The 14,957-nt window shown below is 40.1% G+C and carries 17 protein-coding genes and 1 pseudogene; 1 reads left to right on the plus strand and 17 read right to left on the minus strand.

Going from position 1 to position 14,957, the window contains the following annotated elements; translation table 11 throughout:
• Positions 1-155: 155 nt before the first annotated feature.
• The 16 genes and pseudogenes from KIS77_13225 to KIS77_13300 form a co-directional block, all read right to left on the minus strand.
• The gene (locus KIS77_13225; protein ID MCW5923300.1) at positions 156-365 is read right to left on the minus strand and encodes a hypothetical protein; all 210 of its coding nucleotides are present in this window, start codon (positions 363-365) and stop codon (positions 156-158) included.
• Positions 352-738, minus strand: a complete 387-nt coding sequence (locus tag KIS77_13230; GenBank protein MCW5923301.1) for an IS1 family transposase — start codon at positions 736-738, stop codon at positions 352-354. The genes KIS77_13225 and KIS77_13230 overlap by 14 nt, the downstream gene beginning before the upstream one ends.
• An 11-nt stretch (positions 739-749) precedes the next feature.
• On the minus strand, positions 750-1,064 hold the full coding sequence (locus KIS77_13235; protein ID MCW5923302.1) for an IS1 family transposase: 315 nt from the start codon (positions 1,062-1,064) through the stop codon (positions 750-752).
• A gap of 39 nt (positions 1,065-1,103) precedes the next feature.
• Positions 1,104-2,177: a tetratricopeptide repeat protein gene (locus KIS77_13240; GenBank protein ID MCW5923303.1), complete on the minus strand. Its 1,074-nt coding sequence runs from the start codon at positions 2,175-2,177 to the stop codon at positions 1,104-1,106.
• 240 nt (positions 2,178-2,417) lie between these two features.
• Positions 2,418-3,458, minus strand: coding sequence for a hypothetical protein (locus KIS77_13245; protein MCW5923304.1), 1,041 nt, complete (start codon positions 3,456-3,458; stop codon positions 2,418-2,420).
• A 43-nt stretch (positions 3,459-3,501) separates the two neighbouring features.
• Complete coding sequence (locus tag KIS77_13250) at positions 3,502-4,083, minus strand: hypothetical protein (protein MCW5923305.1); 582 nt, start codon at positions 4,081-4,083, stop codon at positions 3,502-3,504.
• Positions 4,080-4,313, minus strand: a pseudogene (locus tag KIS77_13255) (hypothetical protein). The gene KIS77_13250 and the pseudogene KIS77_13255 overlap by 4 nt, the downstream one beginning before the upstream one ends.
• Positions 4,314-4,337: 24 nt before the next feature.
• Positions 4,338-5,051, minus strand: coding sequence for an IS1 family transposase (locus tag KIS77_13260; GenBank protein MCW5923306.1), 714 nt, complete (start codon positions 5,049-5,051; stop codon positions 4,338-4,340).
• A 17-nt stretch (positions 5,052-5,068) separates the two neighbouring features.
• Entirely contained in the window at positions 5,069-5,635 is a 567-nt protein-coding gene (locus KIS77_13265) for a hypothetical protein (protein MCW5923307.1), read from the minus strand.
• A 230-nt stretch (positions 5,636-5,865) separates the two neighbouring features.
• Entirely contained in the window at positions 5,866-6,201 is a 336-nt protein-coding gene (locus KIS77_13270) for an HNH endonuclease (GenBank protein ID MCW5923308.1), read from the minus strand.
• A gap of 480 nt (positions 6,202-6,681) precedes the next feature.
• Positions 6,682-6,924, minus strand: coding sequence for a hypothetical protein (locus KIS77_13275; GenBank protein ID MCW5923309.1), 243 nt, complete (start codon positions 6,922-6,924; stop codon positions 6,682-6,684).
• Positions 6,925-7,138: 214 nt separating this feature from the next.
• Positions 7,139-7,858, minus strand: a complete 720-nt coding sequence (locus KIS77_13280; GenBank protein ID MCW5923310.1) for a hypothetical protein — start codon at positions 7,856-7,858, stop codon at positions 7,139-7,141.
• A 61-nt stretch (positions 7,859-7,919) separates the two neighbouring features.
• A complete protein-coding gene (locus KIS77_13285) occupies positions 7,920-10,022 on the minus strand; it encodes a trypsin-like peptidase domain-containing protein (protein ID MCW5923311.1) in 2,103 nt (700 codons plus the stop codon).
• A 225-nt stretch (positions 10,023-10,247) separates the two neighbouring features.
• The gene (locus KIS77_13290) at positions 10,248-10,697 is read right to left on the minus strand and encodes a hypothetical protein (protein ID MCW5923312.1); all 450 of its coding nucleotides are present in this window, start codon (positions 10,695-10,697) and stop codon (positions 10,248-10,250) included.
• 18 nt (positions 10,698-10,715) lie between these two features.
• On the minus strand, positions 10,716-11,273 hold the full coding sequence (locus KIS77_13295) for a hypothetical protein (protein ID MCW5923313.1): 558 nt from the start codon (positions 11,271-11,273) through the stop codon (positions 10,716-10,718).
• 111 nt (positions 11,274-11,384) lie between these two features.
• Positions 11,385-13,511 (minus strand): DUF262 domain-containing protein, encoded by a 2,127-nt coding sequence (locus tag KIS77_13300; protein ID MCW5923314.1) that lies wholly within the window; start codon positions 13,509-13,511, stop codon positions 11,385-11,387.
• A gap of 52 nt (positions 13,512-13,563) precedes the next feature.
• Between KIS77_13300 and KIS77_13305 the strand changes: the two genes are divergently transcribed.
• Entirely contained in the window at positions 13,564-13,737 is a 174-nt protein-coding gene (locus KIS77_13305) for a hypothetical protein (protein MCW5923315.1), read from the plus strand.
• Positions 13,738-13,985: 248 nt separating this feature from the next.
• Here the strand turns inward: KIS77_13305 and KIS77_13310 are convergent, their stop codons facing one another.
• A complete protein-coding gene (locus KIS77_13310) occupies positions 13,986-14,849 on the minus strand; it encodes a hypothetical protein (protein MCW5923316.1) in 864 nt (287 codons plus the stop codon).
• Positions 14,850-14,957: the final 108 nt, after the last annotated feature.

Consider the following 14,957-nt stretch of genomic DNA (forward strand, 5'->3'; position numbering starts at 1 on the left):
ATTTAAAGTGTTAAGAAAATATTGATTTAGCCACTATGTTTTTTTATTTATAATGGCATTGAACGGGGGCATCTACGCATACCGCCGCCTGCGTTGGCTTTGCGGGTTGGGCTTTGGAGGCGGTTGGCGTAGATGCTTTGTTGTAGGCATTTTCGTTATTTACAGTATTTTTGAATATAGTCAATCGCAAAATTATTTCCTAATTTCTTTGCTTCTTGAAAGTCAATACAGGCTTCGCTAATTTGTTCTAATTTTACTTTCGCTATACCTCTATTCAAAAATGCTTCGGGTTTATTTTTTGAATTTGTTTCAATATATTTGGTGTAATCTAAAATTGGGTAGTGGAAATATTTAACTGATGACATTTAAGTTGTAGTGGTATGCGAATAGTTTGAAGTGCAGATTGAGCATATACTCCTTTTTGGAGAAGGAGAGGGTTTTTCGGACGAATCGGCTGATACGCTGGCGCAAGGTGTTGTTCAGCCTTTCAACATGGTTTGTCAGACCGGTCTCCTTGCCGACCATGTAGTGTGTTTCGTTGGGCAAGCATTGGTACGCCGTCCAAAAATCGCTGAAACTCAAGCATTTTTGGTACTCGTAGGGTAGTTTTCGCCAAAGGCGCTTGCAGGAGTCCATCGAGCCATCGCCAATGAAAAAGGAAAGTATCTGCCTAGTTCTACAGCACTGGACAATCCAGACCCGTACTTGATTGATTTTCACGGCGATGTAAGTGAACATTTCGTCCGCCTCTAACTGGTCGTCGGCTTGTCCTTCCTCAATGGTGGTTTTGAATGGGGGGAGTTGCCGGGCTTTTTTTTTAACCAATTGAGTACCGTCCGATGCGAGACATTCAACAAGCGCCCCGTGCCTCGAAGGCTTTGCCGCTCTTGGTAGGCACGCTCCACCAGTTCGGGGTCCATGTTCCTGCTGGGTTGCTTGCTGTCCAATACCCGGCAGCAACCACAATCTTTGCACTTGTAGGTTTGGGTGCCGGAGCGGTTTTTCCCGTTTTTGACGATGTTGCTGCTTTCACAGCGGTGGCAACGACGAACTTCCGTTATCATGGCGCAAAATTACATTGTCAGTTAAATATTTCCACTACCCTAAAATGCATTCTTGCTTCCAAAACTTGGAGTGCTACACCATAACCAGCAATTTGCTCTGTGAAAATAGGCTTCTGCAAAATCGGGTTTTATTATTGTCACAATCGTGAAATCTTCAAGTGCCTTTTTTGAACTTGGTGGATTGTTGGAATAATCAGCCAAAGCATACCTTGCTCGAATTACCTCTTCACTATTTTTATTTGTCGTACTTCTTATAATATTTAATAGACTGTCCATTGCTCTCACCTTCAATGTTGTCTTTATTCCTCTTAATAAATACGCTTCTTCCAAATTGGGAATTTTTGAATAATCTTGGTTGTCTTGAAAAAAATTATATTTGCCGTTAACTGTTGAAGTTGATTTATTGTCTGTTTCAATGACATGGTCAAGGTCTAATAATGCGGCATCGTAGTTTAATAGTTTCATGTTAATTTTTGCTCTTTCAAAATATGCGGAGGTGTAATCTGACTTTTTCCAAATCGCCTTATCAAAACTAATTTTTGCCGAGTCTAAATTCTGTTCAGTCATGCCTTCGACAAAAAAATAACCTGCAGTTCCTTCACAATGGTCGAGAAGGATTAAATAAGTGGTGTTTAAATTTTCTTGGTGGCAATAAATAGAATACGCGATTTCTATGCACCCTCCTTCTTTATTTCCTTGCTGAATTAATGCTAATCCTTTATTAATGAATGCTTCGGGTGCATTTTTGGGGTCAATTTCAATACACTTATCGTAGTCTTCGATTGCTTTTTCTACAAGCCCTAACTGATGCTTTAAAACACCTCTGTTATAGTAGGCACTTACATATTTATTATTGTTTTTTATTGCATTGTCGTAATCCTGCAACGCTCCTGTAAAATCCTCTACTTCAAACTTCGCAAGTCCTCTATTATAATATGCAGTCGCATTAGTCGGTTCTTGTGTAATACAAGACGAGAATAATTCAATTGCACCTTTGAAGTCTTTAAGATTAGCCTTTTTGATACCTTCTTCTAAACATTTTGAATTCCCACTTTGGGAATACGCATTATTTGAAAGTGAGAGCCAAAGTATTAATATTAGTATATTTTTCATTTTTTTTCTTTTTATTGCCTGCAACGGGGGCATGGACGACGTGGCGGCGGTTTATCCGGCGGCATGTCCGGCCATGCATAGTTAGTGGCATTCCCTTTTAGGCCTTCCGGTGTCGTTGCCGCTAACGGTTGGATGTGCGCAGTGCCGCCGTGCGTGGGCTTTTGCGGGTGGGCTTTCGGCGGCATTGGCGCACATCCGTTGTTATCCCATTTTTTATATTCCGCTGATGGTGATGCTTTATCAGTCCTTCGTTGCTCCCGGTGCGTTCTTGTTGCTGTACTTTTCCTTCTCCGTTTTGAGCGAGGTGAGCCACTCGACGTACATCTGTTCGGGCATCTGCCGATAGCCGAGTTTGTAGAGTTGCATGTAGAGGCTGTTCATCTCGTCCCATTTCGCCTTTCCTTCGGGGATACCGGTTACTTCTTTCAGGTAGGGGTATTTCATTTCCTTCTGCATGGCTTGCAGTTGTTTCAGGCGGGTCTCGGCTTTCAGAAGAATGGCGTTCACATAATCTGGAAAGTGTTTGAGTGCGAGGTCGCAGCACTCAATGATGAACTTGCCGTCATTGTCTGGGTATTTATGGTTGTAGCCTTGCGCCAAATCAAGCACACATAGGGCAATACTTTCCTTCTCGCTCAACGTGTCGAGGTAGATGCCGTTTTGGACGGCTTGGAGCGATATGTAGCCCGAAGCCATGAGCCAAGTATCTATGGGAAAGGTTGCGCTGGTGAGTTCGGTGTTGTACCAGCCGCCTTTTTCTGCCCGTTGTTTTATGTAGATATGATTGGGCGAGAGTGACAAATATGCTTTAACTCCAAGTTCATCTGCCAACATTTTATAGAGATATGGCAAAGAATGGCAATTACCTTTCCTTGTACGCAGGAGTTTAGTCACAAACATATTAGACCAATCCTTACTGCCAAAAATATCGTCAAAATCATACCTGTACGGCATAAAAACATAATAGGCAGTATCGTAAAAAAGCGCAATGGTAGTATCGGTCAACGTCCTGAACATCGCCGAATTGGTCTTGATTTTTGCCAAATCCTTACCCTTGTAAATCAGGCTGTCGTTTTTTTCTCGCATCCTGACCAAATGGGCGAGCAATCCCAGTTCGTCATCAAATTCCTGTCTGTAAAGTGTGTTATCAAAATAGGTGTCTTCGGTCAGAAATACGGCATCTTTGAAAGCAAGATTCCTATCTTCCAATCCATTTTTCAACGTAGAGAAAGCAATTTCGTAACTGGATTGGCAATAAATCGGGCTACTTACCAAAATCATGATTGAGAAAACAAGACCTTTCAATAAGGTGCTTTTTCTTGCGTTAGTCAAAAATTTTACTATCATAAATTTTCAATACTTTTTCAGTTACATCATCGAAAGGTGGTCCAATAAATAACTTATTGGCAATGTTTCTGCAACTTTTATCAAATTCAGAAACTACAATATAACTGTTGCTTAAATACTCAAATTTGGGTTTTAATTTCCAAGGTTTGAAGTTAGGAGTGTACTTGATGTTGTAAAAATCATTGCCGTCAAATGATACTCCATAATACTTCGAGTTTTTGTAAAGAAGAATAGATGTAATTTCATAGCTAGTTTCCCCTTCCATAAACAAATCCAGAATAAACATTCTATCCCAATCTCCATTCTTTGCATTTGACCTGTCAAACAGTTCTTTCAATTTCGTTTCCGAATAATTGTTTATAACACTATAAACGACACCATATGCAGTACCATAGTCTCTTTTAGCGCCCTTGCTATAACCTGTCTTGTTCTCAAAACTATCCATAACCGTGTTATGCCACGATTTGAAATCAATCGTGTTAGTCAAGGAAACGCTTGATTGGGGGAGTGATTTGCAACCAACTAAAAACAGTAATGTATAAAATATTAGTTTTTTCATTGTCCACCTCCTTGTCTTCTTGGTTTTGCACCTTGTTCTTGTCTAATTCCTTGTTCTTCTGCTCTCACATTGATTTCTTCTTGTGACAAGATTTTAGAACCAGTTTTAGAGTCAGGGTCAACAACACCTGTGTTTGTTTGTGAGCGTTTATTTGTTCCCATCATATTATTTTTGGCATGTATTAGTTCGTGTGCTAATCCTACTTGGGTTGGTCGCCCTGTCGAACCATCTTCCGTTTACGGTAGTGGAAATATTTAACTGATGACATTTAAGTTGTAGTGGTATGCGAATAGTTTGAAGTGCAGATTGAGCATATACTCCTTTTTGGAGAAGGAGAGGGTTTTTCGGACGAATCGGCTGATACGCTGGCGCAAGGTGTTGTTCAGCCTTTCAACATGGTTTGTCAGACCGGTCTCCTTGCCGACCATGTAGTGTGTTTCGTTGGGCAAGCATTGGTACGCCGTCCAAAAATCGCTGAAACTCAAGCATTTTTGGTACTCGTAGGGTAGTTTTCGCCAAAGGCGCTTGCAGGAGTCCATCGAGCCATCGCCAATGAAAAAGGAAAGTATCTGCCTAGTTCTACAGCACTGGACAATCCAGACCCGTACTTGATTGATTTTCACGGCGATGTAAGTGAACATTTCGTCCGCCTCTAACTGGTCGTCGGCTTGTCCTTCCTCAATGGTGGTTTTGAATGGGGGGAGTTGCCGGGCTTTTTTTTTTAACCAATTGAGTACCGTCCGATGCGAGACATTCAACAAGCGCCCCGTGCCTCGAAGGCTTTGCCGCTCTTGGTAGGCACGCTCCACCAGTTCGGGGTCCATGTTCCTGCTGGGTTGCTTGCTGTCCAATACCCGGCAGCAACCACAATCTTTGCACTTGTAGGTTTGGGTGCCGGAGCGGTTTTTCCCGTTTTTGACGATGTTGCTGCTTTCACAGCGGTGGCAACGACGAACTTCCGTTATCATGGCGCAAAATTACATTGTCAGTTAAATATTTCCACTACCGAGCCATGTAATGGGTCTGGTGCCAATGAAATGTTAGCATCCATGTAAACTATTTTATTAACCAAGTCTGGATGGTTTATATCAAAGCCGACATCTGTAATGGCAATTCTTATTCCCGGATCGCCCTTTGAGATGTCCCAAGCCTCTGGCGTATTGATGAGATCGTGACGCCAGAAATTCCAGGGAGCGTTTAGCGGATCGTTGGGCAGATACGGAGGGGGTGAAAGCAACTGTTCTTCATAGGTCAAATAGACATTCTCAAATATGTCCGGGGTGAAGGCCGCTAAGGCACTCTCGAGCTGGGTTGCATCACAATCGCACAATAAGTCATACACCCTTGTCAAACCCTCCGCTAAAGGATGACTTAGGCCAACCGCTGCTGGGTATTTTTGAACATACCCGCTTACGTTGTAGGTGCCATATACTTGTTGTACGACAGAAGGGGCAAAACTTGTCTCGCCCGGCAAAAACGAAACATCTTTTACTCGAACCTCTACTCTGTTTGGTATCGGATTTTGGGCGTATAAATGCCCAAAGTCCGTCAAAAAACAGCGAAGTAGAGATAGATGAAGGATGAGAAATTCGGAACCGTTCTGATCATTTTTACTTTCTTGAGCATTGTCTGAAGATTTAAAGTGTTAAGAAAATATTGATTTAGCCACTATGTTTTTTTATTTATAATGGCATTGAACGGTGGCACTGCCGCAGTCGCCCGCTGCGTTGGCTTTGAGCGTTGGCTTTGCGGGCGATTGGCGGCAGTGCATTGTTCTCGGATTTATATTTTTATTTTATTGATTGTCAATTCATTGCCGTCAATTTTGAACTTGAAAAAATCTCCTTCGCTCTCGATAACCTCAACGTTTCCGTAGTGCATTTGGCGATGATGGTTGGCGCAAACTGTGATAATATTTGCTGCGCTCAACGACCCTTTTCCTTGTTTCGAGACAGGTTCAACATGATGGCTTTCGACGTAAAATTCTCCATTGCTCTTTTTAAAGCCGTGTGCTGGTTCGCCAAGTTGTTCACAAACTAAACACTTGTATCCTGTTATTCTTTTTATCTTATTTGATATTGCCCCTCGTTCAATGTAGGTCGAAACTCTTTCTTTTATCTCTGGGCGTAATTTTTCATTTTATCTTCCAACTTCCGTATGCCTTGCAAAGTATCGGCATTTTCATCGGTCAGGGCTTCGAGTTGTTCTTGAACTTCATTTATCTCTCCAATTGCATCAACTTCAAGTGGGAAATTTTCGAGAAAACGTTTTAGTTTTCATTTTTCGGATTGAGTTGATAGACGAGTTTTAGTATATTTTGTACATTATCGGAATTCAGGTAGTTGAAACCTTGCTGTGATATTTTCTTGCCTTCGGGGAGCAACTCTAATTTGCTTACATTTTCATTATTTATTACGAGGTGGTTTTCAAGTATATGATGTGTTCAACATTGGCTCTTACGTTCCTCCGTCATACTCTTTAAATTTTTGGTGCTTTGCTTCCCGGGAAACCATTCATCTATTTCTGGGAAGCCATAAAATCCTACGATACATTTCCGATTGCCATTTTGGTAATCAGAACTGGTGAAGAAGACAATATTTATATCTTTTGATTTTTCAATCGAAGGCAGCCGATTGAACATTGGCGTGTAAGCACAAAACTCCCGTCTTCTTCTGCTGGATATATTTCATGCCCGAAGTTCAGGCTTTCGTGCATGTGGGCATTTTCGATTACAAAATCGTATTTCGATGCCTTCAAGTCCTTGTCGGTGGGGTCGTCTTGCCACTTGTTGCTATTCCATGAAATCGAGGCAAGAATTCCAAAATTGGGGATTATCTTCATTTTTATTATTTTTATTTATTTCATTTTTTTCTTTCTCTTATTTCCGAGAACGGGGGCATGGACGACGTGGCGGCGGTTTATCCGGCGGCATGTCCGGCCATGCATAGTTAGTGGCATTCCCTTTTAGGCCTTCCGGTGTCGTTGCCGCTAACGGTTGGATGTGCGAACGTGCCGACGTATAGGCGGCATTTTCGCACATCCGGTGTTATGTCCCTTATCTTATTTGGTACGATATAATAAGCCAAAACTTGTTATCATTTCTTATCTCATATTCTTTTTCAAGAAAAGGAGGATTCTTATCTTTGAATAAAGTTTGATTAAATATTACCCGATCAATTTTTTGTATATTGAAGATTCTATATGCTAAATTAATTCCAATTTTTTTGTATCTATATCCCATCCCTATATTTGATTCAAACGCATTCGTTTCAAATAGCCATTTATTGTAATGCCAATTTCCAGAACGATCTTTTATGTTTTTATTGAATAATAATTTAACAAACGAGTTGAAATTTACATAATAAACGCTATTTTTTTGTATAACTAAATCAATCCTTGGGTCAATATTTAAGATAATGCTATGTTGCAAATAATTATCGATATACCGTAATTCGTATGTTCTAAGACCTGAAAAATAGTTATGATCAAATGGCCTGCTGAATTTTGTTTGAAATAATGAATAACTAATTCCGGATAATAAATTGAATTTCTTTTTCGGAAAAAATATTTTACTCATATTTACTAAATAATCGAAATCAAGGTTGGTGTCTTCATAATATAGAACTTCAAATTCACCTGGGAATTCAAAAAGTCTTCTATCTTGCTCTTTTATTGCAAATCCTAATGATATTTCAAGATTTTTAAAAATATTTTGAGAATAAGAACTACTTATTGCACAAATAAAAATTATAAGCACATATGTTCCAGACCTCATAATAATCATTTTTTGGTATAATGAAAAAAAGGGTAGCCCATCTGGTGAGCTACCCCGAATATTATTTTATTATCATCAATTTAGTACTTGCCTTGGTTCCTTCTATTATAGTTTCTAAAATATATATATCTGGGCTTAGCAAGGAAGTGTCTATTTCCTGGTGATTTGAAAATAAACTTCCTTCGAGAGCAACACGGCCAAATTTATTGTATATCTTAAATTTGCCATCAACAACTTGAACAACTTTGCGATTGTTATCGTCGTCTGGTTCTTCTGTAACAGATATAGTTATCGTTCCTCTTGAGGGATTAGGAATGGGTTGAATTGAAACACCTTTTCCAATGCCCCCACAGTTTGCAACTTCGTATGGGAAACTAAGTTGCGTTACTCCACAGGAGTTGGTCAATGTCGCAGTTATGTATCCATACCCGGCAGTTCTTGCCGATTTATATTTTGCAATGGCAGGGCCTCCATATAGGTGGCCAAGTGGGCCGGTGAAGGACCAGGAAACAGAGGTTCCTTGTAATAGTGGTGTAGTACCCAACCCATAATCAAGGGACGCAACTCCTGGGGAGTTAAAACAGAGATAATCATCTCCCTCAAGAGTGGCGATAGGTGTACCGACCCATATCGGGATTGATACGACTATTGCACCATTACAATTAGAGAGGGGATCAATTGTAAACGAAAGTGTTGCAGAACCGGAACTATTACTTGATGCCGCTCGAAGAGTTGCTGTAGTACCTGAACCTGATGTGGCTGCACCTGATCCGGTTGCAAATAAATTAGTAGGCAATACCGCCCAAGTAACGATTCTGCCTGGATCAAGGTTGGTAAGAGAGAATGTTTTATTAGAAGTGCATATCGGACCTGTCCCATTGATAAATGGGGATCTAATAGCATTTAGAGTCTGCGGATTCCCATTTGCTCCAAGCCAATCACTAAGGCGCGTTGGTGTTGTTCCTCCGCCAGTCCAAGAAACACTAAACCTCCCATAATCATTATTATCGATAAGTCCGCCTCCGTTCAAGCAGCCAATATTATTATCACCACCATGTAATTGACCGATAATTAGTTGCGAAGCATCAAATAATGGAGAACCTGATGATCCCGGTTCAACTAAACCTGTACTCCACTGGTTAACTATCCAAAAATTAGGGTCACTTGTATCTAATGGGTCATTATCTATAGAAATCTTTTTAACATCACCCCTTGGATGATGGATTGCAGTCATGGCTTGAGTTGGGATTGATGCATTTCTATTCCATCCAGCCAAAGCGATCGTGGATTGACTCGTTATTGAACCGGAGAGTTCAAGGAGCGCAAAATCCGTAGTATTCCATGATGCCCTCAAGTTTGCGCCAGAATACGTAATCCATGTTGTTGGCTCCAAGCCCCGGCATGTCGGAGCCACAGGGTTTGGGCTATTATAATTAAATCTGAAGGTCCAGTTTAAAAATCCACTTGCCCCACTCAGGCAATGAAAAGCTGTTAAAAAAAAGGGATCAAAATCAAGGCATGAATTATTAATCAATGCTCCCGAGCACCATGCGCTATTGTTTACAAATATTAATGCAACTGCATCGCGTTGATTTCCCCACCCTGCCCCAGCCGGGCAATTAACGTCAACATTGCATAATTGCGAGTCATCATATGCCCTGTCCTGTACTGTTTTTTCTTGAAACTCGCCAATATCTTGAAAACCGTAAATCACATTCGAAATATTGACTGCAAATGACGGATATGCTTCTTTCGGTACGATTGCCTCAACTATTACTTCATTGCCCCTTATTACATCGGTGGAATATTTTCCCTCATGCACATGTTTTCGCTCAATGGGGCCGGAATACATTGTTTCTGTACTATTGTAAACATAAATTTTAGCTCCCTCCGGTAGTTCTAAATCTGTAAACTCAAAATTTAAAGATTTTGCATCAGGAGCGGTAAACGATTTTTTCCAGATAATAAAACCTCCGTTGTTCTCTGCTTCGCCTTCATTTTTTGAAACTGAAGTAGGTATTTTTATGCCAAACCGTGGAATTTCAACTCCATTTGCCAAGTCTTCCGCCAGAACAGCGGCAATGTCTACCTCTGGCAAGAGTTTGGGTTCAACGTACTTCTCACTATGAAGTGGTATGAAATCGGTAATTGAGTTGCCATTCAAGACAACTGTTGGAACCTGGCTAAGGCCAGTATTGGGTAAAATAAGGTAGCATACAGTGAAAAAAATTAAACCGTTTGCCCTTCCCAAGAAACTGAAATCAGATGCTTTTTTTATGATTTACTCTTTTTGGTGAAAAAATTTGTTTTAAATTGGACATAACGGCTGCATCTACGCCTGTGCCGCCTTTTTGGGCGGCATGGGCGTAGAATGCGTTGTTCAACGATTTTATTCTGGTTCAATTACTTGACCATTTCTTTTGGTGCATTTTACATACACTGTGTATACACCCACCATCGTATCATTTGAATTGTAGGCAGAATCGTTTCTAATTTTTATAGTGTAAGCACCATTCGCTGAAAGAACTCCTGTATTTATTTCTAAACTTTTTTTATCATTTCCAAACATTCCATTATAATCATCAACTAATAATGCACCAGAAGGGTCGCATAACTGATAACGAATTTTTAGATAGTCACCAAGTGGGACAATCGACAATTCCAAAATATCACCTGCTCCCAATGGGATTTTGATTTCTTGCTGTTCGTGTTGGACACGAAACTCCCCTTCAAATTTATCTCCGCATTTTGCTTGCATGGTAACTGTGCTAACCTGTGCATTTGCAAAATGTGTAGCACAACAAAAAACGAGTAGGCAAAAGAGATTTGACTTTTTCATTTTCATAACATTTTTGAATTATTGACAAGGCAGAACTCTTTCGATGGCTACCCAGCCTGAAATACTATTTTCTGCCTTTATTTTCACCATTTCTTTGTTATCTGATTTTGCAAGGATTATGACCCTTGTTCCAGGTTCAAGCCTGTCTTTTAACGGTTGCATACCTTTGGTTGGATGTCTATATAATTGAATCGCACCACCACCATCTGAATTACCTTGAACAGTAAAACATTGCTGAGTGCTAAAATCATCTTTATCTGTTTCATTATCTGCTGTAATTACGGGTTTAGCAGGAGTGGAAGTTGGTGGGTTTGCTTCAACTACTGGCTTGCTTTTTTGGGCAGGTATTTCTTCTAAAAGCTTTCTTTGGGGTTCTGAGGTAGTATTATCAATCCTCGGTTGATTTTCAGGTGCATCCATTAAATCTTTTGGTCTTTCATCAGGGGTATTTGGTGAATTTTCAATTGGATTAGTCAGGGATATAGTTGTGTCTTGAGCTATCTGGCATTGTCTTATCGCAATGAAAACGCCAATTATTGTAGCAATTGCTCCAACTGCGCCCCAATTTATTTTCATATTTTTCTTGTTTTATTTCGTTGAACGTTTGCACTCCTGCCGTGCCCGCCTGCGTTGGGTTTGCGGGTTGGGCTTTGGCGGGCATGGACAGGAGTGCTTTGTTATGCCCTTTTATTTATTGTCATCGGCTTCTTCTGGAATTAAGAAATCCAAAAATAGCAAGACTGCTTTATGATAGTCGTCTTCAAATTTCAAATCCCAGCGTCTTTCCATAAATTCTAAAAGTTTGTAACCTCTATCCAAGATTGTTTCAGCGTTCCAGTCAGGATATGAGGCTACTTCAATTTCTGAATGAGAGCCGTCAGAGTATCCTTGCCTTATTTTCTCATTTCTATCATTGAATTTGGGGTTCTTTTTATCGCTGAAACAGTCGTTTTGAAGGCTCGAATTTATGCTTTGTGAAAGAGGCAGAAGATTGCCCAATGTTCCCTGCAAATAGGCTTGCTCTGCTTTTTTTAGTCCTTTGAAATTTATTTTCCAGCATTTTTCCTCTGGGGTTTGCGGGTAAATATGCTCGATGGACACTTTATCCTTTTCACCTTTTATGAACAATTTCCAATCAATTTTCTGGCTCCCTCGTTGCCGAACTTTGTCCATTTCGTATTCGTACAGAAAATATCGTAGTCCATTCCAGTAGTAAAACCCGCCTCCACTTTTGAACTTCTTTTCGATGAACTTTTGGAAGTGGCTGTAATTGAAATATACTTGACTTTCGCCTTCGGGGGTGTAAAAACAAAAATTCATTCGTTCTTCCAGCCGTTCAACGATAGTATCTACGTCCAATTCATTTGTCCGCAATTGCCTTGCCGCCCTATAAAATTCGCTGTTCCGATAGGTTGAAAATGCCCTACTCAATCTAAATGTGGCAAAAATGAACCTTTCAACTGCTTTGAACAATCGAACTCTATCTTTTGTACCTACACCCTCCGAGATGAATGATACCGTAATCAAAGGGCGGAAGTAAACGATACCAATCCTATTCAAGCGGTCAATCCAAAGGCTTTCTTGACTTGTTAAATCTGAATTATTTATTGGGTTGTGGGTATTATACCAATGAACCGCTGCTGATTTTAAACTTCCAACATACTCTTCGATTTCCTTTGGGGACAATTTTGAACGCTTCACAACGGTTGCTTCTTCGCCATTAACATCAACTTCTTCTTGGTCGTTTTCTTCGTCCTCTCGAACTTCTTCAAAGGATTGAATTGAGTTCAATTTTACCTCTGTCTTTGAGTAAATATTTTGGGCTGTAAATTTTCTGTCCAACAGAAAACGAATGTAATCATCGCCTTTTTCTCGTGTGTACTGGAAGTACATTATCCAATGAGCAATCAAAAAATCATCATCATTCAAAGGATTTTGCTTGTTTCTACCTAATTGATAGTATATTTCTTTCCAAGCGTCGTTGATTTTTTCCCGCAACGATGTTTTCTCATCTGCCTCTAACTCTTTATCGTCGTAAAGTGTGGTGAGATAAATCAGTCTGTTTTTTAAAAGTTCAAGGTTTGACAGTTTTTTTCCTCGATTGTTCATCGTCTCGAACGCAACGAAAACATCAAAATCATCGCTTATTTCATAGACGTTGAACATCAAGTTCTGTGTCAGTTTTCTAAACAGGATTTCAATTTCATTCAACCCTTCCTTTTGGTAAAAGTTGGTCAGGTTTTCTACGAAGAAGTTTTTGGCGTTATTCAGGTTCAAAGTATAAAAGGTCTCCTGAATTGTGCCGCTATTGGGTTCTTTGAATATCCTATATTTTAGAAATTGGAAACTTGGGTTGTCAACCTCGTATCCGAATTTATACGTTCTAATTATAAATTGCGGCGGGCGTTCAATTACCAGATATTCTTCTTTTATTGCTTTTAAACTGAACGAGCCTAAATATATTTCTTCTTCTTTTTTATCTTTATTTTCTTTTATATTGGACAGTAGTTCTATCAAGGCTTGGATAAAAATGACAAAAGTTGTAAGCCGCTGCTGCCCGTCAACAATATGAAAAGCCTTGAAGCCTCTGTCCTCAATCAACCACCGCTCATCGTTCCAACTACTCCAAACGCTTTTTTCTAACTTTTTCAGGGACAATAATCCTGTGTAATGAAATCTATCCGCTGGCAGGTTTACCAAATCTTCCCAAAAATCTTGCAACTGCCGTGATGTCCATGCAAATCCTCTTTGGTAATCTGGGATTTTAAAAATCCTGTCTTTGAAGATGCTTTTCAGTGGTTCTAATTCCTTCATTATTTATTTATATTTTTATTTTTTTCTTTTTTTAGTTGGGCATAACGGGGGCATGGACGACGGCGCGGCGGGTTGGGCCTTGCGGGTTGCCTTCGCCGCGCTGTGCGGCCATGCATTGTTAGCACCTTTTTTAGGGTGTGATTCCAATTCGATGTACTTTTCAAGCTTTTTCAAGGGGCCATTTGAGAGCGGTTTCAAAAAGCAGGTCGGCATCTATCAGAATTGAAAAAAAGTATATAAAAAACATCTGTCCTGCCTCGATTTTCAATAAAAAACAATTGAATAGGGTACATCGAATTGGAATCACACCCCTTTTTTATTTCCGAGGCCGCCAAAGGCGGCTCCAAATTACAAATTTGGTGAGCTTCAACCATGCTTTCGGAGCAGGTTTTTCGTTCGAAAACTTCTGGAAATCAAATATTTATTCGCGTCGTCGCCACGGGCATTTTTGAAACATTACCATCGCTTTTGGCATTAGAATATAGAAAATGCGTAGGTGATGCCGCCGGTAAAAAAGAAATTGGACCCTTTGCTTTCGTTGAAAATCTTGCCTGTAGGTATACCGTCAATTAGATATTCCGCATTTGTTCTTCCTACGATCTTGTTACCGAACCAGATACCTCCTCCCAAATAGACCCCAAAATTTTTATTCAAATTGTAACCGATATTGGAACGAATCTCCAGCATTCCCCAAAAATTTTTTACATCGTATTCCTTCCCTTGCCGGAAAGTCTCTATAATCGTATAAACATGCTCACTCGTCGCAAGCATGGTTGTACCCGTCCCGTCACCTAAAGATAATTGCTCGTTTGAAAAGCCTAAAACATATCCACACCCGGGAGCGATAAAGAGATTTTTACGGAGGAAAAAAAACTTCTTCGATATACGGACAGGGAACAGGTTGGCAGATTCAAAATACTGTTCTGAGCCAATCCCGTGTGGTTTTTTCAGGTTCCAGCCAATTTGAAAATCTTGCCTGAAAAAACCAATCTCAAATGAAAAATGGGCAGATGAAGTATATCCAATCTGAAAACCGGCACGTTTTGCATAAGCACTGCTCAACGCACACCCTTTTATGGTTTCCTCTGAATTGGCAAGCACCTGCAATTCTTTATAAAAATCTCTTTTAACGCCGTATTCAAATGTCAGATTAACAGACTTTGAAAGAGTTTGGGCCGTAATTAAATTATAGGCGAAAAATAACAAAAGGGTAAATGCATGGCAAGCATTTAATCGCAACGTAACGGACCTCGCCACAAAATGAAACGTCCCCCTGCCACAATCGGAAGAGTTCGACGCAGCAAATCCATTGAATTTTATTTTATAATTGTAGTTCATCCCTGATCATTTTGAAATGATGTAATTTTATGCTCAGGGGAATACAGAACTGATTTAGACGGATCCATGAAACTGGCTTTTATTTTATCATTGTAATCCTGTATTCCC

It is taken from the genome of Saprospiraceae bacterium (genome assembly GCA_026129545.1).
Lineage (GTDB): Bacteria > Bacteroidota > Bacteroidia > Chitinophagales > Saprospiraceae > M3007.

Bases quoted from the DNA above. Each gene is read 5' to 3' on its own strand.
- KIS77_13225 (MCW5923300.1), bottom strand. From the start codon at position 365: ATGTCATCAGTTAAATATTTCCACTACCCAATTTTAGATTACACCAAA.
- KIS77_13230 (MCW5923301.1), bottom strand. From the start codon at position 738: ATGTTCACTTACATCGCCGTGAAAATCAATCAAGTACGGGTCTGGATT.
- KIS77_13235 (MCW5923302.1), bottom strand. From the start codon at position 1,064: ATGATAACGGAAGTTCGTCGTTGCCACCGCTGTGAAAGCAGCAACATC.
- KIS77_13240 (MCW5923303.1), bottom strand. From the start codon at position 2,177: ATGAAAAATATACTAATATTAATACTTTGGCTCTCACTTTCAAATAAT.
- KIS77_13245 (MCW5923304.1), bottom strand. From the start codon at position 3,458: ATGATTTTGGTAAGTAGCCCGATTTATTGCCAATCCAGTTACGAAATT.
- KIS77_13250 (MCW5923305.1), bottom strand. From the start codon at position 4,083: ATGAAAAAACTAATATTTTATACATTACTGTTTTTAGTTGGTTGCAAA.
- KIS77_13260 (MCW5923306.1), bottom strand. From the start codon at position 5,051: ATGATAACGGAAGTTCGTCGTTGCCACCGCTGTGAAAGCAGCAACATC.
- KIS77_13275 (MCW5923309.1), bottom strand. From the start codon at position 6,924: ATGAAGATAATCCCCAATTTTGGAATTCTTGCCTCGATTTCATGGAAT.
- KIS77_13280 (MCW5923310.1), bottom strand. From the start codon at position 7,858: ATGAGGTCTGGAACATATGTGCTTATAATTTTTATTTGTGCAATAAGT.
- KIS77_13290 (MCW5923312.1), bottom strand. From the start codon at position 10,697: ATGAAAAAGTCAAATCTCTTTTGCCTACTCGTTTTTTGTTGTGCTACA.
- KIS77_13295 (MCW5923313.1), bottom strand. From the start codon at position 11,273: ATGAAAATAAATTGGGGCGCAGTTGGAGCAATTGCTACAATAATTGGC.
- KIS77_13300 (MCW5923314.1), bottom strand. From the start codon at position 13,511: ATGAAGGAATTAGAACCACTGAAAAGCATCTTCAAAGACAGGATTTTT.
- KIS77_13305 (MCW5923315.1), top strand. From the start codon at position 13,564: ATGGACGACGGCGCGGCGGGTTGGGCCTTGCGGGTTGCCTTCGCCGCG.
- KIS77_13310 (MCW5923316.1), bottom strand. From the start codon at position 14,849: ATGAACTACAATTATAAAATAAAATTCAATGGATTTGCTGCGTCGAAC.